Below are 22,962 nucleotides of genomic sequence, written 5' to 3'. Positions count from 1 at the left end.
TATACCAACAAAATCATCAATGAAAAAACACTTTTTAATAATTCTCTTTATTATACCAGTAGCCGGATTATCTCAGGAAAGAAATACAAATCTTTGGACAGGGATAAATGTAAGCAAAAGTATTACCAAGAAAATATTTCTTGAAGCTGATGCCCAATGGAGAATAACCAATAACCTGAGTACAACAGGGTCATACATTGGAGAATTAGGTGCCGGTTATAAATTCAATAAACATTGGGAGGTCAGCGCATTTTATCGGTATATAAGTCGCAGAAAATACGATAACGGTGATGAAGCCTACGTTTTTAAATCTTATCATCGTTTTTATGCCAACCTCAATTATGACCACAAAATAGCTTTTCTGAAATTTGCCTATCGCCTGCGTTATCAGAACCAGTTTAAAGATGATAACGGTACACTTGAAAATGACAAGAGTTATCTGAGAAACAGAATAGAGCTTTCTTACCCTAATAAAACCAAATTTACACCTGCCCTATCAGCCGATTTATTTTATAGAATGGGAGAAGCCTTTGATGAAGTAAGGTATAAAGCAGATGTTGACTTTAAAATCAATAAAAAAAATACCATTACTTTAGGCGGTTTTATATCTCATGAATTTGCCGATACCGAATTAGATGATTTTACAATTCAGCTTACTTATAAACTGAAATTATAGTATTTCATAAAGACCATATATAAAGCCATAGAATGATTTCTATGGCTTTATCGTTATGCAGCCAATTGGTAATCAGAAATTAATTATCAAAGAATTAAAAGTTTTGTACAATAAACAGTAGTGAAAATTCGCTATTTAAAAAAGTATCTATTAATAAAAGAGGTGGTTTGGTACAGAGGTAAAGTAATTGACTGAGGATGGTTCTGATACAATAAGATTATCATATAAATAATACAATAGTTTCTGAGTATATACATATTAGTTACAGGAATATTCTCCATAATATTAATTTTAATCTTTTTTTCAGAAAAAGTTTGCGAGAATCAATTGAAAAATCTACTTTCGCAAATAGTTGATTATCAAATACTTAACTGTCCCTAAAACTAACCCCTAATAAAGTATAAAGAAATGGAATTCCGTACTGAAATTGAAGTGAGTCCTTCTCGCTTCCGTATCGGCACTGACTCCAGAATAATGACCGTTGGTTCTTGTTTCTCCGAGGTTATTGGAAGTCAATTAGCTGATAATAAGATTCAATGCTTATGTAATCCCTACGGGACTGTTTTTAACCCTTCTTCCATTTTCAAGTTGGTAAGTAATAGCCTGCAGAGTCAGCCTGTTTATAAACACCTCATGGTAGAAAATTCAGGTATCTGGCAACACTACGACTATCATTCAAAATTCTATGCTAATTCAAGAGAAGAATTAGAAGATTTGTTGAACCAAACCAACAAAAAAGCACAGCAGTTTTTAAGAAAAGCCAATTTCTTAATCATCACACTGGGCACATCCATTGTTCATCAGTTAAAAGAAAATGGTCTGGCAGTCGCCAATTGTCATAAAGCTCCGGCAGCTAATTTCAAAAAAGAGATTTTGAGTATTAAAGATATTACGCTGCGTTTTCGCTCTATGTATGAGTTATTGAAAATGCACAACAATAAAATAAAAATTTTGCTGACTGTAAGCCCTGTAAGGCACACCCGTGAAACCTTACAATTAAATTCAGTGAGTAAAAGTATTCTTCGTACTGCCTGCTATCATATTGAGCAAGATTTTGCCGATGTACATTATTTCCCAAGCTATGAAATAATGATGGACGACTTACGGGATTATCGTTTCTATAAAGCTGACATGATTCATCCGAACGAACAGGCAGAAAAATATATATTTGAAAAATTCTCTGAAACATATTTTACCGAAGACCTGAGTAGCTTTCTGAAAGAATGGTATAAAGTAAAAATGTCGTTGAATCATCGCCCTATTCAGACAGATACGCCTGCTCATCAGAAATTCCTGACTGAGTTACTGGCTAAATTAGATGGCTTTAGTGAAAAATTTGATGTATCGAGCGAGAAAGAAAAAGTACTTTCACAACTGGTAGCAGCATAATTTTAATAAAAATATTATCAAAACTGACATAAGCCTGCTTACCTTTGTAAGCAAGTTATGTCAGTTTTTGTATTAACCTATCCTCAATCCTGGCAATGCAAGAGAAACCTTCCGGAAAAACTACTTTTTTAGATGCTCAATGGAGAAAACTTCTCATGGCCAACTATGAGGTTTCACCGGAGATTCTGCAAAAATACCTGCCTTATAAAACCGAACTGGATATATGGAATAATAGATGCTACGTGAGTTTAGTAGGTTTTCTTTTTGTAGAGACCAAAGTATTAGGTATTAAATTCCCGTTTCATGTCAATTTCGAAGAAGTGAATCTTCGTTTTTATGTACGTTACAACGATAATGGTAACTGGAAAAGAGGGGTAGTTTTTATCAAAGAGATTGTCCCTAAAATGATGATTACATTGGTGGCTAATACAGTTTATAATGAAAATTATGCCACCCATGCCTGCAAACACGAAATTACCGAAAGCGACTCACAGTTATTTGTGAAGTATTCCTGGAAATCAAAAAGTGGATGGAATCATTTACAGGCTACTGCCAGTAATCAGTCTCATGCCATTCTGCCTGATAGTGAAGAAGAATTTATTACTGAGCATTATTGGGGTTACGCCAGATATTCGGATAAAAAAACCAATGAATATGAAGTAACACACCCTCGCTGGAATGTCTACCCCGTTACAGACTATGAGATACAATGTAATTTCAGTGAACTTTATGGCGATGATTTTGCTTTTTTAAAGAACACCATTCCTGCTTCTGTTTTACTTGCCGAGGGTTCTGAAATAGCTGTCTTGAAAGGAAAAACAATAAACTAAAAATCTACTTTCCTTGTTGATTGGAGAGGTACGACAAAAGTATTTACGAATTAATTACCATTGCATGGGAGAATTTACTATCACCAAAGAAAAAATATTACAAGCATTAAGTACGGTTGAAGAGCCGGATTTAAAAAAAGACCTCGTAACCCTTAACATGATTCGCGACATTGTGGTCGGCGTCAATCAGGTTACATTTACTGTAGTTTTAACCACTCCTGCCTGCCCGTTAAAGGAACTCATCAGAAAAAATTGTATAGATGCCATTCATAATCTGCTTAGCAAAGATATACAGGTAACCATTAATATGACGGCTGACGTTACTTCTATCCGAAGTAATGCGCCAATGCTGGAAGGTGTTAAAAATATTATTGCTATTTCATCAGGTAAAGGTGGCGTAGGCAAATCAACGGTTACGGTCAACTTAGCGATGGCTTTAAAGAAATCAGGAGCTAAGGTAGGCATTATTGATGCCGATATTTCAGGGCCTTCTATCCCATTAATGTTTGGGGCTGAAACTATGCAGCCTCTAATTTCGCAGAAAAATGGCAAAAACATGATTTCGCCTATTATGCAATATGGCATAAAAATGATTTCAATCGGCTTTTTAACTCCGCCAGACAGTGCCGTGGTATGGCGTGGTCCGATGGCAAGCCAGGCATTGCGCCAGTTTTTTGGAGATGTTGACTGGGGAGAATTAGATTATATTCTGATTGATTTACCCCCGGGCACTAGTGATATACATTTAACTTTAGTACAAACAGTTCCGCTCACCGGAGCCGTAGTGGTTACTACTCCTCAAAAAGTAGCACTCGCCGACGTGAACAAAGGTATTTCCATGTTCCGCCAACCACAAATCAACGTACCGATTCTTGGTATTGTAGAAAATATGGCCTACTTCACCCCTGCCGAATTGCCGGATAATAAATATTTTCTGTTTGGGAAAGATGGAGGGAAAGAAATGGCAGAAAAATATAATGTGCCTTTATTAGGACAAATTCCAATCGTTCAAAGCATAAGAGAAGGTGGCGATGAAGGGCGGCCGATTATGATGGATGACGAGCCAATTACCAGCGAAGCTTTTAAATCTACAGCAGAGGCATTAGCCCAACAGGTAGCTATCCGCAATGCTTCGGGCCAGCGAACTGCGAGAGTTGAGGTAAGATAAAAAATGAAAGCCTTCAGACATAAACCTGAAGGCTTTTTGTTTACTCTTCTTTTTCGACAGATTGATTATTTTCATCAACTATCACAAAAACAGTTTCTCCGGTCTTTTTCATGAGGTATTTCTCACGGGCAAATTTTTCCATAGCATCGGCATTGCCCATTACCTCTTTTTCTTCATACTTCACTTTTTTCAGGGCCTCAACATAGTATTCTTTCTCATCTTCGAGTTCTCGGTATTTTTGCCAGAGTCGAAATTGGGAAATAAGATTGCTACCGTCGAAAAAAGCTATCCAGACCAGTAGAACTACCGTAGTGAGTACATAAAAACGGTACTTGTGCAGAAAAGCAGGGACGTAAATTTTCATAGACTTATAAAGCTTGGCATCTTTGAATAAACAAATAGTTTAGCCCAAAGGTTTTAATTAGGAATTGTTAAAAGCACGAATTAGAAATTATTTGAATCAGCTTTTTCAGAACAAAATAGAGTATTTTTTGTAAAGACAAGGCACTAAAACCGGAATTTAGCAGAGCTAAATGAGGATTTTAGTAACGCAGTATTTATAAAAAATAATCATTTTGGATGAAACAAGATTGATTCAAATAGTTTCTTAACCTCAAAACTATAAATTTGGTGCAAAAAAACAAAAAGCACCGAAACAATTTTATTGTCTGGTGCTTTTGCCTGCTATATAACAGGTATTAGAATTTTAAACCTGGGAAGTAGGCCATTTCACCTAATTCTTCTTCAATACGAAGCAATTGGTTGTATTTAGCCATACGGTCTGAACGAGAAGCCGAACCTGTTTTGATTTGGCCTGTGTTCAAAGCTACTGCCAAGTCAGCAATAGTAGAGTCTTCTGTTTCACCTGAACGGTGCGACATAATGCTCTTATATTTGTTTCTATGTGCTAAATTAACCGCATTGATAGTTTCAGTTAAAGAACCAATCTGGTTTACTTTTACCAATATAGCATTCGCAATTCCTTTGTCGATACCTTCTTGTAAACGTGTTACGTTGGTTACGAAAAGGTCATCACCTACTAACTGGCATTTGTCACCAATCAATCTGGTTTGTTCTGCCCATCCACCCCAATCATCTTCAGCCATACCATCTTCGATTGAAATAATCGGATATTTATTTACCCAACTTTCCCAATATCCGGCCATTTCAGACGAATTTAATTGTTTGCCATCTGATTTTTTGAAGGTATACAAGCCCGTTTCTGCATTGTAAAACTCAGAAGCAGCAGCATCCATAGCAATAAACACATCTTCGCCCGGTTTGAAACCTGCTTTCTCAATTGATTGCAATACGATTTCGATAGCCTCTTCGTTCGATTTGATGTTTGGTGCAAAACCACCTTCATCACCTACGTTTGTAGAATAACCTTTCGATTTTAAAACTTTTTTCAGATTATGGAAAATCTCTGTACCCATTTGAAGAGCCTGAGAGAAAGAGTCTGCTTTAGCAGGCATTACCATAAACTCCTGGAAGTCAATTGAGTTATCTGCATGAGATCCTCCATTCAGGATGTTCATCATTGGTACAGGTAAGGTATTGGCATTCACACCGCCTAAATAGCGGAACAAAGACAAACCAGCTTCAAAAGCAGCCGCTTTAGCTACTGCCAACGAAACTCCCAAAATAGCATTAGCTCCCAAGTTACCTTTGTTTGGCGTGCCATCAAGGTCAATCATGATTTTGTCAATCAATCCTTGCTCGAAAACATTTGCTCCCAGAATTTCAGGCGCTATTGTATTATTTACGTTAGCAACGGCTTTTGTTACACCCTTACCCACGTAAGTTTTAGGATCATCATCTCGTAATTCAACTGCTTCGTGTGCACCTGTTGAGGCACCTGAAGGTACAGCGGCACGTCCCAAATAACCGTTATCGGTTAGGATATCTACTTCTACAGTAGGATTTCCTCTTGAATCAAGAATTTGTCTGGCGTGTACTCTAACAATTTGGCTCATAATTCAGAAATTAAAATTTAGAGTTATTGGTAATAAATATAAGAAATATAAAAATAAGGTGGTTTCTTGCCTGATTTGGCGCAGATAATCTGGAGCAAAAATAAAGATATTTTAAACAATATTCATTGTTTGTTCTTTTATCTTTTCCAATTCGTCTTTCATCTGAACAACCAGTCGCTGAATAATCGAGTCATTCGCTTTAGAGCCGATAGTATTTACTTCACGGCCAATTTCCTGCGCAATAAAGTTCAGACGCTTGCCATTAGAAGCCGTCTTTAACTCTTTAATAAAGTATTCGAGGTGGTTTTTCAAGCGTACTTTTTCTTCCGAAATATCAAATTTCTCTACATAATAGATTAATTCCTGCTCAAATCGGTTTTTGTCAAAGTTTTCATTCTGTATCCATTCCGATACAGCTTTCTCAATCCGCTCACGTACGAGCGGAATACGCTTAGGTGCTTGTTCTTCAACTTGTGCCAGTAACGCTTCAATATTTTCGATATACTCTCTGAATTTCAACTCAGTATTTTTTCCTTCCTGCAAGCGAAAATCCTTGCATTTCGAAATAGCTACAGTAACTGCATTTTTTATCAGGTCCCACTCTTCCTGTGCATCAGTTTCACTTAACCCATCAGTATTAAACGCATTCGGCATCATGGTTGCCATTCGTAGTATTTCGGTAGGACTCGGTTCAAATCCAAGTTCAAGAGAAGTTTCTTTTAAATCTTTGAAATAGGCTTTTACCAATGCCCGGTTAACCGCAGTCGATGCCGCAGCTTCATCTTTGGGTGTGATAGACATCATAAACTCTACCTTACCCCTTTCTAACTCTTGAGTAAGTATATTTCTGATTTCAACTTCACGTTCTGAATAACCTCTTGGGATTCGGCAATAGATATCAAAAAATTTTGAATTGAGCGATTTTATTTCGACAGTTACAGAGATTTTGGAGTTCTCGATAGTCGCCGAGCCAAAACCAGTCATTGAGTGTAGCATACAAAAAGTTTTACATCCTATAAATTGTTACAAAGAACGCTAAAAAAAGGGAGTATTTGATGGTTAAAAACTAAAATTCTTATTAAAATTATTTAGATAACAGGTATTGCCTTAACTACCAATCCTATCCTCTACTTTTTCTATCGAATATCTTAGGTTATAAGCAGAATTTAAAAGAAAAGGCAAACCATATTCAAAACAGGTTTGCCTTACCTAAACCGATAACAAGTATCAATAATGGTTTTAATTCATTTCAGATAATCTCCTTGTAGTGCCTACTGAATTATTTAAGAGGTGCATCTAATATACTCACTACTTTCACCCCTTTCTCTCTGAATATTTTAGTCATGATAGCGGCATGATTTGCTCCTACCACAATCATCACCTTTTTAAAGCCGTTCGCTTTGGCACGTTCAATGGTATTATTACACATATCGTTATTTCTGTGCCACCACCAATGTAACATCCATCCATACAAATCAGCCGGAAAAATAGAGAGTTCCTGATATTCGTTGGAATAGAAATTAATTCTGAAAAGCCATTCTGTCATTTCCGGGCCATTCATGCCTTCAGTATGATGGTTATTGCCATAAGTTTGAATCGCATCTTTAATGAGGTAATCCATTCTATTTTTTACAATTCCCGAAATTTCTCTGGCTCTCTTTCCTTCGGCCGATAATGAATCTTTTTTCAACTCATTCAACCGGGCATAAAAAACTGAATCAGCCTTACTCCATGCTTCACTCCATTCATTATCCCAGCGTTGCGAATCCATCGGATAAATTTTCTTCATACCCAACTCTACCATCATAGGATGAGCCACATAATCGTACTCATCATCTATATAAGGGTTAATTGCTTCGTGTAAAGAATCAACCGAGGCGGTAAAGAACTTCTTACGGGCATAGTTAAATACACTGGTATCTTTCGGGTTTTTCTGCAGATGCTTGGCAATATGCCACATCTGATAATACCCATTGCCTGCATCATAACTCAGATAATAGGCTACTGCCAGGTCTATCCTGTTTTTCATATCCTCAGGGCTTTTATCTAAAGTTTTTTCATAACGAGCAATCGCAGCAGGTAAATCCTTCTCGTTGATGTTGTTTTTTTGTTTCAGACGTTCCAGACGCTTTAATACGCCTGCTTTGTTCCAATAGGTTTTTATAGCTTTTTCATCTTCCGGCGACAGCCATTCCCCAAAAACTGCATCCGGTTTAAATGCTCTGATTCTGGCATGTACTCCGCTCATATCTTGTTTGGGTTCAGGGTCATACTGGTGCGATGCACCAATCATGAGTACTTCTAAATCTTGCGTAGGTCTTTGAGCAAAAAGTGCGAAACCTGATAGATTAATCAATAGAATAAATAACAGCTTTTTCATATGTGAGTATGGTTTTTGATTATGATACTCAAAAGTAGAAGAGCCATCAATAACAAATCGTTTCCAATCGTCATAGAAGTCTTTTTCACCGTCTAACACGATAATCGCTCGACTAATAGACTTTATGGACTTCGTCGGTTCAGAAGAGTGTTTGACGGTGTTTTATCGGTGTTTGTCGGTATCTGTTTGAGATATGATAGAGAACAAGTACTTTCAACGCCAATTTCAACAATATTCTTATGAATAAGCGTCAGCGTAATCTGCTTCATATTATTTTCTGGCTGTTTCTCTACTTCAAAGGAGATATATTAAGCCTGATTGGAGATAAAAACTATCAGTTCTCTTGGGAAAGATACCAGAACCCATTTTACTGGACTACTATTTTCTTCACTATACTTATCTCTTATTTAATACTTTTTATTCTTAACCGCTACTTTTCTTCTAAACAATACCTCAATCTCGCTTTAGGTTTTGTAGCAGTCTGCTTCATTTATGTGGCTCTGCGTTATTTGATTGAAGAGATTCTTTTCTGGCATTTATTCGGTTATCATAATTACTCAGAAGAATCAAGATATTTTCCTTATTACATTACTGATAGTACCTATAATGTCATTACTTTTTCATTCAATGCTTTCTTTTTAAAAATGATTGAAGATTTCTTCGCCAACGAAAAAGAAAAAACTGCTTTACTTACCGAAAAACTGAATGCAGAGAATGCATTTCTGAAAAATCAGTTAAATCCACATTTTCTATTCAATACGCTTAATAATATTTATTCGTTAGCACTCAATCAATCGTCTAAAACTCCGGAGGCGATTATGAAACTCTCTGAGTTAATGCGCTATATGCTGTATGAGTCAAATCAGGAGAAAGTGAGTCTTTATACGGAATTAACTTATCTGAATAATTTTATAGAATTGCAGAAGATACGATACTCAGGACAAACTTATGTTGATTTTGAAGTAATAGGTGACGTATCTTCGCAGAGAATAGCACCTCTGATGTTGATTCCTTTTGTGGAGAATGCATTTAAGCATGGGAATGTGCAAGATATAAATCATCCCCTTTCAATTCAATTATTGTTAAATCAGAATAATCTGATTTTTACAGTAAAGAACCAGCTAACGAACCAGAATAAAGATAGATATGGGGGTGTTGGTCTTGAAAACATCAAAAAAAGACTGAACCTGATTTATCCTAAAAACCATCACTTAGAAATACAAAACGATGGCAATAAATATTCGTCTGAACTAAATTTGATATTATAATATGGAGAAAATACGATGTCTGGCAGTAGATGATGAACCTCTGGCATTAGATATTCTGGTAAAATACATTAACCAACTCCCTTCTTTAACCCTGGTAGATGCCTGTACCGATCCACTTGAAGCCCTAAGTCTGATACAACAAGGAAAAGTTGATTTGGTTTTTGTGGACATTCAGATGCCAAGCCTGACAGGCATTCAGTTTTTAAGGGTAGTAAATGGCAAATGCAAGGCAATCCTGACGACGGCCTATTCTGAATATGCTATGGATGGATATGAGTTAGATGTAATTGACTACTTACTGAAACCTATTTCGTTCGAAAGATTTCTGAAAGCCGTTCAAAAAGTCAGTGGCCGACTTCAGCATATACCTGTTAATCATTCCATACTACAGATACCTGAACCTATTGAGAACAAAGCCCCTGTCTCTGAACAACAATTAGATTTTATCTTCGTAAAAACTGAATACAAAATCATCAAACTTAACCTCTCATCTATTCTTTACATAGAAGGGTTAAAAGATTATGTTTCCATTTATACCGTAGACGAAAGAATTCTGACCTTGCAAACCATGAAGAAAATGGAAGAATTATTACCTGCCAATCGCTTTGTAAGAGTACATAAATCTTATATCATTTCCTTAGAAAAAATCAATTCAATTGAGCGCCAACGAATATTTATCGGCCGTGCTACTATTCCTGTTGGAGAAAGCTATTACAAAGATTTTATCAGATTAATAGGTAGCCATTAAAAGAGTTATCCTATTCGTTTCTGGCTAATACCTCTTCAATTTGTGAGATAAGTGTTTTACCTTCTTCATCACTGGGGTCAACTACTTTTGCTACCGCAAAATTGCCGCTTTTATCTATCAGAAAATAAGAAGGTACTCCCGAAATGGCATAATTTTTTACAATAGCACTATTATCATCCGTCCGAACATTAATACCTTTCAAATCATACATTTTCACTGCTTCTTTCCATTCAGCTTCATTATCAATCGAAATCTGAATAAATACTACCTCTTTATTTTTAAAATGTTCCTTTACTTTCTCGGCAAACTTCATATCATAAATACACGGCCCACACCAACTTGCCCAGAAATCAAGATAAACTACTTTGCCTTTGTAATCTTTCAGCGAAACTTCCTTACCCTCTATATCTCGCAGCGAAAAATCTTTGGCTGGCGACCCTTTCGCCAAAGTTCTTTGCAAACTAATCAATTGATTGATATAATTCTTATAAGTTTTGTTCTGTACAAAACCTATATAATCATAAGCAGGAGTTAAAATTTTTGAAGTTGCTCCGTTGGCTTCAATAGCATTCTGAAGTTTAAAACCCAATATACGCTCCCCCAACTCCTGAGAGATTTGCTTTTTTGTATAAAGCGATTTTATAAAATTATACTCATCCACTTCTGTCAGTTCTTTTTTCCTACGTATCGCCTCTTTAGCAATAAATAAATCTATCAGATTCAGATAAGTATTTCCATACTCTAAAGAAGCCGCCTGCGCTACTGGTGGTATATCTCCCATTTTTAAACTATTCCTGATACTGTCCGGCGATAATGAAGTATATTGGTCGCCTGACAAGGCTTCAACTTTATAGTTCTGAATAATACCTATAATATCTGCCTTGCGTGTATCTTTAAAACTCTGTGAAAGGTTCTGATAGTTCTCTAAGAATTCAATCTGTTTAGCTTGTTCCTCATCAAGTTTCTCAAAATAAGCTTTCAGTGGCAGTTTGCGCCATTTTTCGACCTGTAGTTCCCAGTCATTTGCTATTTCAAATTTATTCTGATGCTCGGCATAATATTTACCCTTTTCCGAACCTTGCCCATCTACCTGTAAAGTACTCCAGAATTTTTTAGGGTCAAATTTGATAGTGATTTCGTCATTGGGTTCTACAATCCAGAAATGTAAACTCTGGTCTCCGTAATAAAAATCTATATAAGCCAGGTCTTTGATAGTAGTAATAAAACTAAAGCGATTATCGCTATTTAAAGTTAATTCATACTCTTCTTCTTTACCAACCCAATCACGGTGAAGTACTAAAATAGCCCTTTTTTCTGTAGGTTCCTGTATCTCGGCCGATATTCTGAACTGGCTGTAAGCAAAATTAGAGGCAGTAATAAACAATAATGTAGTAAGTATGCGAATCATAGTGTTATGGATTGAAGTCGGACAAAAAATAATGTTTCTTAAAAACGAACGCAGCGATTGAAAAATTTATAAGAGCCATCAAAATTACAGGAATCTTGAACATTATCAACACCAGAAAAAGAATACCCGTAAAAAAAAGCCTTTGCATAAAGGCATCATGCGAAATATTATTGATATACTGCACATGATGATTCAGAAATATCATTGATAAAACAAATAGCATCAGAAACACTATAAACAGATAACTTACCGTATCGGGTAGGTTTCTGGCTAATACAATTATTTCAGGTAATAAAAGCAGAAAATACGCTAATAAATAATGTACTAACCGTTGTGAATCACTCAATGGCAGATTTTTAGTAATAAGCATAAACTTATTCTCAAAAATAAAATATTGCTGACAGAATACTGTATGACCCGCCGCTACAAATAAACCACCTAAGGCAAGCAATCGCTCATCATAATCATCTGTCGGATACAAATTACAAATTCCCAACAGTATCAAACAGCAGAAAAGTTTTGTCAGCAAAAGCAAAACAGGTTGTTTAGAGAACAGATACCTTACAAAAAAAAGATAAGGTGGCGTACGGAATTGCGCAAACAATTTCTGAATAGGCTTGCTTCTGACCTGCTCTGCATTAGGTCTTTGTATGCGGTATTCATAAATCAAAGCTCCTACTACTATTAAAACTACATTAAACCCTATAATGTACCCAATCTCTAACAATTTCCCCTCCTCAATACCGAATTTTATCATAGCCAGCGAATAAAGAAAAGTCAGTTGAATCAGGCTGAGTTGTAACAAGCAAAATGCACAAAACCTCTTCAAAGGTGGAAATAACCTTGCATGATACAGAAATTCATTCTGCTTGGACTCCAACAAGCGTAGCGTAAATAAAGTAACTTTCAGCCCGTGCAATGCCCATGCTAAGAAAAAAAAGCCCAATATAGAAGGATATTTAAGTGCATGCTTTATAATGGTTATATGCTCAACGGCTCTCAGAAAGCCAAAAGCAAACATCATTACAGCAAAAATAAATACAGCATTCTGGCGGTAATATTCTTTAATGATTGTCAGATTTAGTATCCTGATTAAACTTTTCATTGCTGAGTTACTGTCTGGTTCTGAACCAGATAAATGTTTTTAATAGCTAATCTTTCAAAACGAAAATCCTGATGCGAGGATAACAGAAAACTGACACCTTGTTTTTCGTAATAATCCTTTACCAATTCATAGACAATTTGCACACTTCGGTCATCTATCGTAATCAGGGGTTCATCAAGCATAATTAATTTCGGGCTTCCTAAAAAAGCAGATAGCAAGGATATTTTCTTTTGCATACCGCTGGAATAAGTCCCGATAGGAGATTTCCAGTATTGGCTTACTCCGAGGCTATCTGCTAATTTTTTTAATTGTCCATCCCGGGCTTTTTTAGCTTCAGCCATAAAACTCAATAAATCATATCCACTCAGATAATCAGGATATAGCGGCTCGGCTTCACTTAAATTTACAAGCAACCGATAAGCTACTACCTCTTTCCGACAGTCTGTATTGTTAAATAAGATATTACCTTTAAATGGAATTATTCCGGCAATTGACCTGAAAAGCGTTGACTTCCCTGAGCCATTAATCCCCTTAAACCAATGGATACCTTCCGGAATCTGCAGATTTTCAATTTCTAAAATCTTATGGTTATTATAAGTTTTCAGAAAATTTTGAATATTAAGCATATGTTTAATTACTGAATTTTACTGCGAAAGAAATAAATTTTTATGAATTATCCCCGATAAAATATTTATTTACTTAGAGACCTCAAAAAGCACATTTTTTACTGCTTTTTGGCTTTTTGTATTATTCATAGCTACAGTTTAATCATTTTTACCCAAATAAAATTCTGATGCCTAAATTAGTCTACTTTTTTGATAGGATTATTTAAACTTTCTCTTGCAATTTTCCTTAAAACATTGTACTATTTTAATAATGACGTATATTATTAAAACAACTTTTCGAAATTAACAATTTATTAATTGACTTGTATTCAATTAGTTACGTAAATTTGCATCAACAAAGGTTTTCAGAGGAGGCAATAAATGGTATAACTTTTTTTAGTTTAATCTTTTAAGTATTTACTCCAATAGAAAACAAAATTCAAAGAAAATTATGAAAGCACTAATTGTAGCAATCGCAATCATCGCAACATCAGCAAGCACAAGCTTTGCACAAACAAACAAAGGCACTTCAAACGGGAAAGTAAGTGCAGCAGAGAAGGTAGCTAATCTAAATGTTCAGAACTTAGGAAGCCTACGTTTCAAATTGTCATTCGAAAATCCGAATAAACAAAAAGCGCAGATATTTTTAGTAGATAAGGATAATACCGTTTACTACAACGAATATGCCTCAGGTGATGCGCAATATTCAAAAGCATTTAATCTTACTAATTTAGTAGATGGCGAGTACACTTTCGTTGTTCAGACACCAACAGAAAAAGCAACTCAAAGTTTTGTTATCAAAACACAAATTAATCGTGGTGCAACATTAGCACAAAATCGTTAATCACCATGAATTACAGTCAAACAACCAATAATTTATAGTCCCCACAAAACCTTTGTCATAACAGCATCGCTTCTTTCTGGAGCGATGCTGTTTTTCTTATGTACCTACCTCTAACCATCACAGTTTTCAAGCAACCTGCAATAACCTGCCGATGATTAAGCATTACCCATTCTCATCTTAAACATTTTAATCACGAATTCAATATTTGGAATTTTTTATTTTTTTATTTGGATTTAGTCTAAATAAACTATTACATTTGCATAATTATTTATATTTAGTCTAAATAAAAACAATATACAGAATGAGGTTTCTTTATCTATTCTTATTCATATTCAACATTGCTATTACTGCTCACACACAAGAACGTTCAGGAAAAATTGAAGGCAAAGTAATTGATAATAATGGCGTGGTAGCAGGTGCATCGGTTATACTCAAAAATACACGGTTAGGTCAGTTGACACAGGCTGATGGAAGTTTTTCACTCAAGGCTCCGGCCGGCAAACAAACACTGGTTATACAATTCATTGGCTATAAGTCTTTTGAGAAAGTAATTGAAGTAAAAGCAGAAGAAATTGTTGGGCTTGGTACAATTACATTAGACGAAAAAAACAACGAATTACAAGACGTAGTCATTACTGGACAGTTCGACCCGCAATCAGTTCGAAACTCTGTTTATCAGGTACGTACCATTACCAACGAACAAATCAGATTACGAGGTGCTACCAATATCCAGACTGTTCTGAATACAGAATTAGGTATGCGTTTCTCAAACGATTTAACTCTGGGTACTACTGATGTGCAACTAATGGGCATGTCAGGCCAGAATGTAAAGGTATTATTAGATGGTGTCCCATTAGTCGATAGAGGGTCAACACGTGAAAGTATCGGACAGATTGATATTAATATTATTGATAGAATAGAGATTGTAGAAGGGCCTATGTCAGTAACTTATGGTTCTGATGCCTTGGCAGGAGTTATTAATATTATTACTAAAAAAGGTGAAGAAGGTGCAAACTGGACACTTACAGCCAGAGCACAGGAAGAAACTGCTGGCAATGAATATCAGGCCTTTCAGGGAGAAGGCACACACAATGAGTTTTTAGGCTTGGCATGGCAGAAAAAAGGCTTGCAGTTATCCGGTAATTTCACGAGAAATTTCTTTGGTGGCTGGCAAGGTCTCTCAACTGGAAGGTCTAAAGAATGGATGCCTAAAGAACAATATCTTACCACTGCAGGCATATCTTATCGGACACAGAAATTTAATGGCTGGTACCGTTTTAATGGCACAAACGAAACACTGAAAAGTCTGGGAAATACTTACATCAGTACCCAAACCAACAATCTTTCAGCAACAGACCAATACTATATTACCAATCGCTGGTTCCATCAGGTACAGGGCGAATACCAGTTTAATACTAAAAATAGTCTGAATTTAGCGGCTTCTTACACCGATTATAGCAGACAAACCCAAACAACTGATATTGATTTGGTAAGAGACAGAAGAACATTATCATTGACCTCAGGCGCACAGGATAAAGCTATTTTTCAGACAACATTTGCACGGGTAACAAGTCAGCATAAGTTCTCTTCAAAAATCTCTTTGCAACATGGGTTAGAAGCAAATATCAATTCAAGTGCAGGAGCAAGGATTCAAGGCACACCAACCATTAGCGAATTTGCCTATTTTGCTTCTTCCGAATTAAGACTAAACACCAATATAAACATTCGTCCGGGTTTAAGATTTATCAAAAACTCTGTTTACGATGCCCCACCTGTCATTCCATCTATCAATACCAAATTTACATTAGCTAAAGGTCTTGATTTAAGAATGGCCTATGCAAGAGGTTTCCGTTCCCCGGCCTTGCGTGAGTTATATTTCACTTTCTTCGACAGCAACCACTCTATCAGAGGAAACACAAACCTGAAAGCTGAAAACTCTAATAGCTTCAACACATTTTTATCTTATCAGTTAATCGAAAAACCTAAATTTCGTCTGAACTCTACCTTGGGCGGTTTTTATAATGTATTCAATAACCTGATTTCAATTGGTGTTGACCCTAATGATACCAAAGTATCAACTTATCTGAATGTAGACTTGTATAAAACTACTGGTACAACCTGGACTAATACCTTATACTGGGAAAATCTTCAGGCAACATTAGGCTATTCATACATAGGTCGTTTCAATCGTTTCTCAACTACAGAGAGTCTTCCAGAATTTGTATGGTCAAGTGAAATAAATACCAATGTCCGTTACACATTTCCTAAAATTGCCGCAAGCATCAGTTTATTCTATAAATATACAGGTAAACAACCAAGCTATCAGGCTATCTCAACCGAGTCAGGCTTGCAGACACGATTGGCTGAAACTTCCGGCTTTCATACCTCTGACCTGACTTTCAATAAAGTTTTCTATAAAAACTTCTCGTTGTTAGCAGGTGTTAAAAACCTGTTTAATGTAACGCGTGTAAACAATTCCGCCGTGGACTCAGGTGGTGCGCATAGTTCAGGCGGCGGAGCAGTGCCTATGTCTTACGGGCGCTCTTATTTTCTGGGGCTGACCGCACAATTATCAAAGCATTAATTATTTTTTCTAATACAAACCAAAGTTTTAAATCCCATGAATCGTTTATTCAACAAATTTCTTATTATATGTGGTATTGTAGTGCTGGGAGCATGCAAAGAAGATGTAGAATTGCCTGACAATTTAGCCGGATTTACCACTGCTACACAAGGTATTGACGGAGAAGAAGCTACTGTTCAAATCTCATTGAGTCGGGCTGCTGATGTAGCTATTCCTATAAGTATTCAATTAACTCCATATTTAGTAACCTACGATAAGGAGTTCGTAACAGAACCTGCAGCCGTTAACAACGTATTAAACGTAACAATCCCTGCCGGACAATCGGGTGTGTCTTTCAAAGTAAAGAAAAAAGCAAATGTATTTTTGAACGGTGATGAAACCCTGACACTTAAAATGACTTCAGTAGGTAGCCCTGTATTAACTGGCAATAGTACTGAATTGAAATTAAGCTTTGCGGCTATCACTTCAACAGGAAGTACCTTGACATTAGAAGGTAAAACTGCTGAATCGAACTATACAAACGCTGTATATGCCGACTTGAGCGCAAATACTTCTACGGCTGTCAACAGAAAAAGCTGGAACTTAGGTTTCTATCAAGGCGGACAATTCAGAGTAATCCTGAATCCGGGCTACCAATCATCGGCTGCTCCAACTGCTAAAACAGATATTGCAGCGGTAACTCTGGCTGATACTACTTCAGTACCAAATCTTGATTTCGCACCGGGTGGAGAAGGCACACTTGCTTTAGCAGATTCTTGGGACGGAGACCTTACTAAAACAGTTTTTGCAGAAGTTTCAGCTACAGAAGCACAAAACAAAGTATATTTAGTAAGCTTTGAAGGAAGCAAAACCAAAAGCAAATGGTTTAAAGTAAAAGTAAACCGTAATGGCGAAGGTTACAAAGTACAATTTGCCAGAATTGGTGAAACAACCATTCAAACAGTTGACATTGCTAAAAATGCCGACGTAAACTTTACTTTCTTGTCTTTGGAAACAGGTAAAACAGCAGAGGTAGAGCCACGTAAAGTTAACTGGGATATTCAGTGGGGATACAGCACTTCAAATGCAGGTACTGTACCTCCTACACCATACTGGTTCCAGGATTTCGTATTGCTTAACTATGCTGCCGGAGCAGAAGCAGCCGAAGTGCTTGAAAGCACAGTTACTTATGCCAACTATGCAGAAGCAAATATTGCTACTACTACTTTTGTTAAAACAAGAGATGCAATTGGTAGCAAATGGCGCTCAACCGCACCTGGTACTACAGCAGGTATCAGAAAAGACCGTTTCTATGTAATCAAAGACCCACTTGGCAATATCTATAAATTGAAATTTGTAAGTATGGGTCTTGCAGCTGACGGTGGAGAGCGTGGAAAACCAGTAATTGAATACAAATTAGTGAAGAAAAAATAAAAATAGAGTTAGAATAAAACAGTGCAGAAAAGGTCATAGAGCTTCTATGGCCTTTTTTATTGGCTCATGCCAAGGCATCTTTCCTATAATCTTACCATTGGTCGTTGAATACAGTAGAATAGTCTATATTAGCCTGTCTGTACCCTTGAATGCTTTGGGTTTCTAACCTATATTTTGTTATTATTTTTTTAAGTATCTGCTGAAACTCATAAAAGTGTTAAGAAAAATTCTTAAAATTGGTAGATTTTAAAACCATCAAAGTCAACCCCCTCAATTTCTAATGAATAACTTTAATATTAACCGACGACGCTTCATGCAAGGGGCGTCTGCCTCGCTTGCCTTATCTACTTTTGGTGCAAGAGGCATGGACCTTATCAATCCACCAAGTGCCTATCGTGTCGCATTAATTGGTACAGGCTGGTACGGCAAAAGTGATTTGTTCCGACTGATTCAAGTGGCTCCTGTTGAAGTAGTAGCACTTTGCGACGTTGACAAAAATATGCTTGAGGCTGCCGGAAAATTGGTAGGTCAACGCCAGAAGTCAGGCAAAGTACCCAAATTATATACCGATTACAAAAAATTACTGGCTGATAATCAATTGGATATTGTACTGGTAGGTACACCCGACCACTGGCATGCACTGAATATGATTGATGCTGTAAAAGCAGGTGCCCATGTATATGTACAAAAACCTATTAGTGTTGATGTAATGGAGGGTGAAGCAATGGTGGCTGCCGCCCGTAAATATAATAAAGTAGTGCAGGTAGGTACTCAACGTAAAAGCACACCACACCTGATAGATGCCAAAAAGAACATTGTTGATGCGGGCTTGTTAGGCAAAGTTTCGCATGTTGAAATGTGTTGCTATTTCCATATGAGAAACAATGGCAATCCTCCTGTACAGGCTGTACCTGATTTTTTAGATTATGAGATGTGGACAGGGCCTGCTCCTATGCGCCCTTATGATGGCTTACCACATATCCGTTGGTGGCGTACATTTAAAGAATATGGCAATGGAATTATGGGTGATATGTGTATCCATATGTTTGACACCGTGCGTTGGATGCTGAAATTAGGCTGGCCTACCAAAATTTCTTCAACAGGGGGCATTTATGTACAAAAAGAAGGAAAATCGAATATTGAAGACACCCAATCGGCTATTTTTGAATATCCAGAACTAAACTGTGTATGGCAACACCGTACATGGGGTACACCAAACAATCCTGACTATCCTTGGTCGTTTACTTTATATGGCGAAAAAGGCACATTATGGGCAAGTACAATGGCTTATGACTTTATCCCACAGGGTAAAGGAGAAAAAATCCATAAGGATGTGGTCTATGAAAGAGAAAAATACCCGGAAGATTTGACAGAAGAAAGAATAGAATTGAATGCAGCTCCGGCTACACGCTTGCACATGTTAGATTTTATAGCTGCTATCGAAAACAAAGGCAGACCGGTAGCTGACATTGAACAGGGGCATATCTCAACAGCCAGTTGTTTGTTAGCTAATATTTCTATGCAAACAGGCCGCCCGATAGTCTATGACCCCATAAAACGTGAAATAGTAGGCGACCGTGAAGCCAATGGTCTTTTGGCTCGTCCGTATCGCAAACCTTATATTCACCCGGATCCAAAAAAGGTTTAGAAGTTTTTATTTCTTTATAACTGAGAGGTAAGCAAAACTTACCTCTTTTTTAATGTTCGTCAATATCAAATGTCTTGGCTATTTTTTCTAAATTCAGACTTCTGGCAGAGGCATCGAAAATTTCCCGATAGACACCATTTTTTTCATATAAATCCTGATGAACTCCTTGTTCAACTATCCTACCCTTTTTCATCACAACAATCTTATCTGAATCAATAATCTGCGATAAGCTATGAGAGATAATCACTACCGTACGCCCTTTCTTAATAGCATCCAGACTATTTTTAATCTGCTCAGTAGCAATGGCATCAAGGCTGGCCGTGGGTTCATCTAAAATAATTATCGGTGGATTCTTCAGAAATAAGCGGGCAATAGCTATGCGTTGTTGTTGCCCGCCTGATAAAAGTTGTGCATCTGATTCATATTTATCGGGTAGTTCCATAATCTGTTCATGCAAAGAAGCCTGTTTAGCCGCTTCCATGATTTCTTCCTTAGATGCAGTCATCTGGCCATAGCGGATATTCTCTTCAATATTTCCTTTGAAAATATGGTTTTTCTGTAAAACCATCCCTATATCATCACGCAATACTTGCGTATCATATTTTGCTAAATCTATATCATCTAACAATATTTGTCCCGAATCAGGCGCATAAAATTTCACTAAAAGATTAATCAATGTACTCTTACCCGCTCCTGAAAGCCCAACTAAAGCAGTTGTTTTTCCATTTTCAATTTCAATAGATATATCATTTAACGCCTTTGTTCCATTCGGGTACGTGAAATTCACATTCTTCAATAAATAGTCTCCTTTAATTTGGACCGGCTGAAAAGTACCTGTTTTTTCAATAGCTTTCTTACTATCTAAAATATCAAAAAAACCTTCTGAATAAGTAAGCGCATCGTTCATTTCATCATAAATACGATGCAACTGGCGGATAGGTGCCGAAACATTATTGAAGAGCATAATATGAAACATAATAGCCCCAATAGAGATTTGCCGGTCTAAAACCAGATAAGCCGTCAGAATAATAATCAACACTACGCCTATCTGCTCTACAAAACTCTTGATAGCATCAAACAAAAAGTTGGTTCGGCGGGTAGTCAACTGCAAGTCCATCAACTTCATTTGTAAACCATATTGCTTAGTCTCTTCATATTTTTCTCTTACAAATGATTTGATTACGACAATAGACTCTATCAGATTAATAATACCATTACTCTTATTTTCTCGTTGAAACTTTAGTTTTCTTCTCACTCCCTGTAATTTATCAGCCTGTACATAACTTATCCAGAAATAAACAGGCAGAATTATCGTAGCAACCAAACCCACATAAACATTGGCAGTGTACATCACTATCAAAGCCATGATTGAGTTGGCAAAAAGCGGGAGAATATCAATGAAAAAGTTCTGAACCAGCTTCGTGAGGCTTTCAACGCCCCTGTCAATGCGTGTCTGTAGCTTACCTTTCTGGTTTTCGCTGTCGGCATAAAAAGCCATCTGATAGCTCAGAATTCTGTTAACTACCTCCTGCGATAAATCGCTCGAAATATTTATCCTGATTTTTTCACCATAAAATTTCTGCCCGAAAGTGATAAAGGAGTTGATTACTTCTTTAATGCAAAGAATTAAGGTAATCTCTAATAGTAGTGGATAGCCTTGTTGAATCGTCAGATGTTTATCTAACATGCCTTGAATAGTGTCAACCGTATAACGCAATACCCAGGGGTTTACCTGTGCGGTAATAGAGCCCAATAAAGTAAGTATTAAGGCAAAGTAAATTAAGCCCCTGTAAGGCTTCACAAAAGGCTGTAAACGCTTAAATATACTCCAGATGTTCATAGAATTGTCAGGTAGAAATAGTAGTATTCAAAAGCAAATTTGCTTCCTCAATAAAAACCGGATTCACTTAAATATAACGTGAGTTCGATGGTTAAAATATTGTATTTCAATTAGTTATAATAAGAATTGGAGTAAAAATGAGAAATTTATGAATTCCCGTCCATAAACCTCAAAAATCACCCCAATTCTTATGCAATATAATGAAAATAAGCTAATTGAAATCTTTGTGAGATGCGATGATTTCTGTCAATTATTTGATAATTGGTTAGCAAAAAGGGGGGTACCTGCAAACCAAAACCAACCCTTAAGTACCTTAAGTGATAGTGAAATTTTGACACTTATTATATTCTATCATTATTCAGGATATAAATGCTTTCAGTACTATTATCAAGATTTAGTAAGGAATGTTTTAGTGAAAGATTTCCCTAAAATACCTTCATATAATCGTTTTATTGAATTAATTCCCTATCAGACTCTGAGATTACAAATGTTCTTAAAATACCTTTCTTTGTTTTCTATTAGGACGGGTAATTATTTTATTGATAGTAAGAAAATGCCCGTTTGTGATAATAGACGAATTCATTCAAATAAAGTCTTTGTAGGGTTTGCTGGTCGTGGAAAATCTTCTACTGGTTGGTTCTATGGACTAAAAACCCACCTGATAATCAATGAATTAGGTCAAATTATTAATTTCGCCCTTACACCAGCCAATATCTCTGATAATGATGACAGACTTATGAATTATATGTTTGATGGTCTAAAAGGACAATGCTTTGGTGATAAAGGATATCTAACTAAACTCTTTGAACAATACTATCTCAGAGGGCTTTTATTGATTACTAAAGTCAGAAAAAATATGAAAAATAAACTGATGAAAATAAAAGACAAAATCAACCTAAAAAAACGGGCTTTGATAGAATCTGTCAATGACATTCTAATGACTGTTTTTGACATAGATCATACCAGACATAGAAATCCTATCAATGCTATGGCTCATACTTTTGGTGGACTAATTGCATATTGCTTTTATGAGACTAAACCAGCTACTTTCATCATTAAATAAACATCGAATTCACGTTA

At 36.4% G+C, this 22,962-nt stretch carries 19 protein-coding genes; 11 read left to right on the top strand and 8 right to left on the bottom strand.

Going from position 1 to position 22,962, the window contains the following annotated elements; translation table 11 throughout:
• The first annotated feature begins 19 nt into the window (after positions 1-19).
• From EWM59_RS02315 to EWM59_RS02300, 4 genes are all read left to right on the top strand, one after another.
• Entirely contained in the window at positions 20-676 is a 657-nt protein-coding gene (locus EWM59_RS02315) for a DUF2490 domain-containing protein (protein WP_130019341.1), read from the top strand.
• Positions 677-1,084: 408 nt separating this feature from the next.
• Positions 1,085-2,065 (top strand): GSCFA domain-containing protein, encoded by a 981-nt coding sequence (locus tag EWM59_RS02310; protein WP_130019340.1) that lies wholly within the window; start codon positions 1,085-1,087, stop codon positions 2,063-2,065.
• Between the two features lie 95 nt (positions 2,066-2,160).
• A complete protein-coding gene (locus EWM59_RS02305; protein WP_130019339.1) occupies positions 2,161-2,895 on the top strand; it encodes a YqjF family protein in 735 nt (244 codons plus the stop codon).
• Positions 2,896-2,959: 64 nt separating this feature from the next.
• The gene (locus EWM59_RS02300) at positions 2,960-4,063 is read left to right on the top strand and encodes an Mrp/NBP35 family ATP-binding protein (protein WP_130019338.1); all 1,104 of its coding nucleotides are present in this window, start codon (positions 2,960-2,962) and stop codon (positions 4,061-4,063) included.
• A gap of 40 nt (positions 4,064-4,103) precedes the next feature.
• Here EWM59_RS02300 and EWM59_RS02295 read toward each other — a convergent pair whose 3' ends face one another.
• From EWM59_RS02295 to EWM59_RS02280, 4 genes are all read right to left on the bottom strand, one after another.
• On the bottom strand, positions 4,104-4,427 hold the full coding sequence (locus tag EWM59_RS02295) for an FtsB family cell division protein (RefSeq protein WP_130019337.1): 324 nt from the start codon (positions 4,425-4,427) through the stop codon (positions 4,104-4,106).
• A 334-nt stretch (positions 4,428-4,761) separates the two neighbouring features.
• Positions 4,762-6,039, bottom strand: a complete 1,278-nt coding sequence (gene eno, locus EWM59_RS02290) for a phosphopyruvate hydratase (RefSeq protein ID WP_130019336.1) — start codon at positions 6,037-6,039, stop codon at positions 4,762-4,764.
• 111 nt (positions 6,040-6,150) lie between these two features.
• Positions 6,151-7,035: a YicC/YloC family endoribonuclease gene (locus EWM59_RS02285; RefSeq protein WP_130019335.1), complete on the bottom strand. Its 885-nt coding sequence runs from the start codon at positions 7,033-7,035 to the stop codon at positions 6,151-6,153.
• Positions 7,036-7,318: 283 nt separating this feature from the next.
• Positions 7,319-8,419, bottom strand: coding sequence for a DUF5694 domain-containing protein (locus tag EWM59_RS02280; protein WP_130019334.1), 1,101 nt, complete (start codon positions 8,417-8,419; stop codon positions 7,319-7,321).
• A gap of 239 nt (positions 8,420-8,658) precedes the next feature.
• Between EWM59_RS02280 and EWM59_RS02275 the strand changes: the two genes are divergently transcribed.
• Entirely contained in the window at positions 8,659-9,687 is a 1,029-nt protein-coding gene (locus EWM59_RS02275; protein WP_130019333.1) for a sensor histidine kinase, read from the top strand.
• A gap of 1 nt (position 9,688) precedes the next feature.
• Entirely contained in the window at positions 9,689-10,435 is a 747-nt protein-coding gene (locus EWM59_RS02270) for a LytR/AlgR family response regulator transcription factor (protein WP_130019332.1), read from the top strand.
• Positions 10,436-10,445: 10 nt separating this feature from the next.
• Here the strand turns inward: EWM59_RS02270 and EWM59_RS02265 are convergent, their stop codons facing one another.
• The 3 genes from EWM59_RS02265 to EWM59_RS02255 are packed head-to-tail and all read right to left on the bottom strand — an operon-like array spanning position 10,446 to position 13,574.
• Complete coding sequence (locus EWM59_RS02265) at positions 10,446-11,843, bottom strand: TlpA family protein disulfide reductase (protein WP_130019331.1); 1,398 nt, start codon at positions 11,841-11,843, stop codon at positions 10,446-10,448.
• A 4-nt stretch (positions 11,844-11,847) separates the two neighbouring features.
• Positions 11,848-12,948 carry a hypothetical protein gene (locus EWM59_RS02260; protein ID WP_130019330.1) on the bottom strand — a complete coding sequence of 367 codons (1,101 nt, stop codon included), beginning with the start codon at positions 12,946-12,948 and terminating at the stop codon, positions 11,848-11,850.
• Positions 12,945-13,574, bottom strand: a complete 630-nt coding sequence (locus tag EWM59_RS02255; RefSeq protein ID WP_130019329.1) for an ABC transporter ATP-binding protein — start codon at positions 13,572-13,574, stop codon at positions 12,945-12,947. The genes EWM59_RS02260 and EWM59_RS02255 overlap by 4 nt, the downstream gene beginning before the upstream one ends.
• A gap of 430 nt (positions 13,575-14,004) precedes the next feature.
• Between EWM59_RS02255 and EWM59_RS02250 the strand changes: the two genes are divergently transcribed.
• From EWM59_RS02250 to EWM59_RS02235, 4 genes are all read left to right on the top strand, one after another.
• On the top strand, positions 14,005-14,397 hold the full coding sequence (locus tag EWM59_RS02250; protein ID WP_130019328.1) for a hypothetical protein: 393 nt from the start codon (positions 14,005-14,007) through the stop codon (positions 14,395-14,397).
• Positions 14,398-14,698: 301 nt separating this feature from the next.
• Entirely contained in the window at positions 14,699-16,981 is a 2,283-nt protein-coding gene (locus tag EWM59_RS02245) for a TonB-dependent receptor (protein WP_130019327.1), read from the top strand.
• A 36-nt stretch (positions 16,982-17,017) separates the two neighbouring features.
• Positions 17,018-18,394, top strand: coding sequence for an HmuY family protein (locus tag EWM59_RS02240; protein WP_130019326.1), 1,377 nt, complete (start codon positions 17,018-17,020; stop codon positions 18,392-18,394).
• 280 nt (positions 18,395-18,674) lie between these two features.
• The gene (locus EWM59_RS02235) at positions 18,675-20,042 is read left to right on the top strand and encodes a Gfo/Idh/MocA family protein (protein ID WP_130019325.1); all 1,368 of its coding nucleotides are present in this window, start codon (positions 18,675-18,677) and stop codon (positions 20,040-20,042) included.
• 49 nt (positions 20,043-20,091) lie between these two features.
• Here the strand turns inward: EWM59_RS02235 and EWM59_RS02230 are convergent, their stop codons facing one another.
• Positions 20,092-21,882: an ABC transporter ATP-binding protein gene (locus EWM59_RS02230; RefSeq protein WP_130019324.1), complete on the bottom strand. Its 1,791-nt coding sequence runs from the start codon at positions 21,880-21,882 to the stop codon at positions 20,092-20,094.
• A 190-nt stretch (positions 21,883-22,072) separates the two neighbouring features.
• Between EWM59_RS02230 and EWM59_RS02225 the strand changes: the two genes are divergently transcribed.
• On the top strand, positions 22,073-22,945 hold the full coding sequence (locus EWM59_RS02225) for an IS982 family transposase (RefSeq protein WP_229239262.1): 873 nt from the start codon (positions 22,073-22,075) through the stop codon (positions 22,943-22,945).
• The last annotated feature ends 17 nt before the right edge of the window (positions 22,946-22,962 follow it).

The organism is Emticicia agri (assembly GCF_004168285.1).
GTDB classification, from domain to species: domain Bacteria; phylum Bacteroidota; class Bacteroidia; order Cytophagales; family Spirosomataceae; genus Emticicia; species Emticicia agri.
Note: the sequence above shows the minus strand (reverse complement) of the source record. Positions and strands in the feature narration are given on the sequence as shown.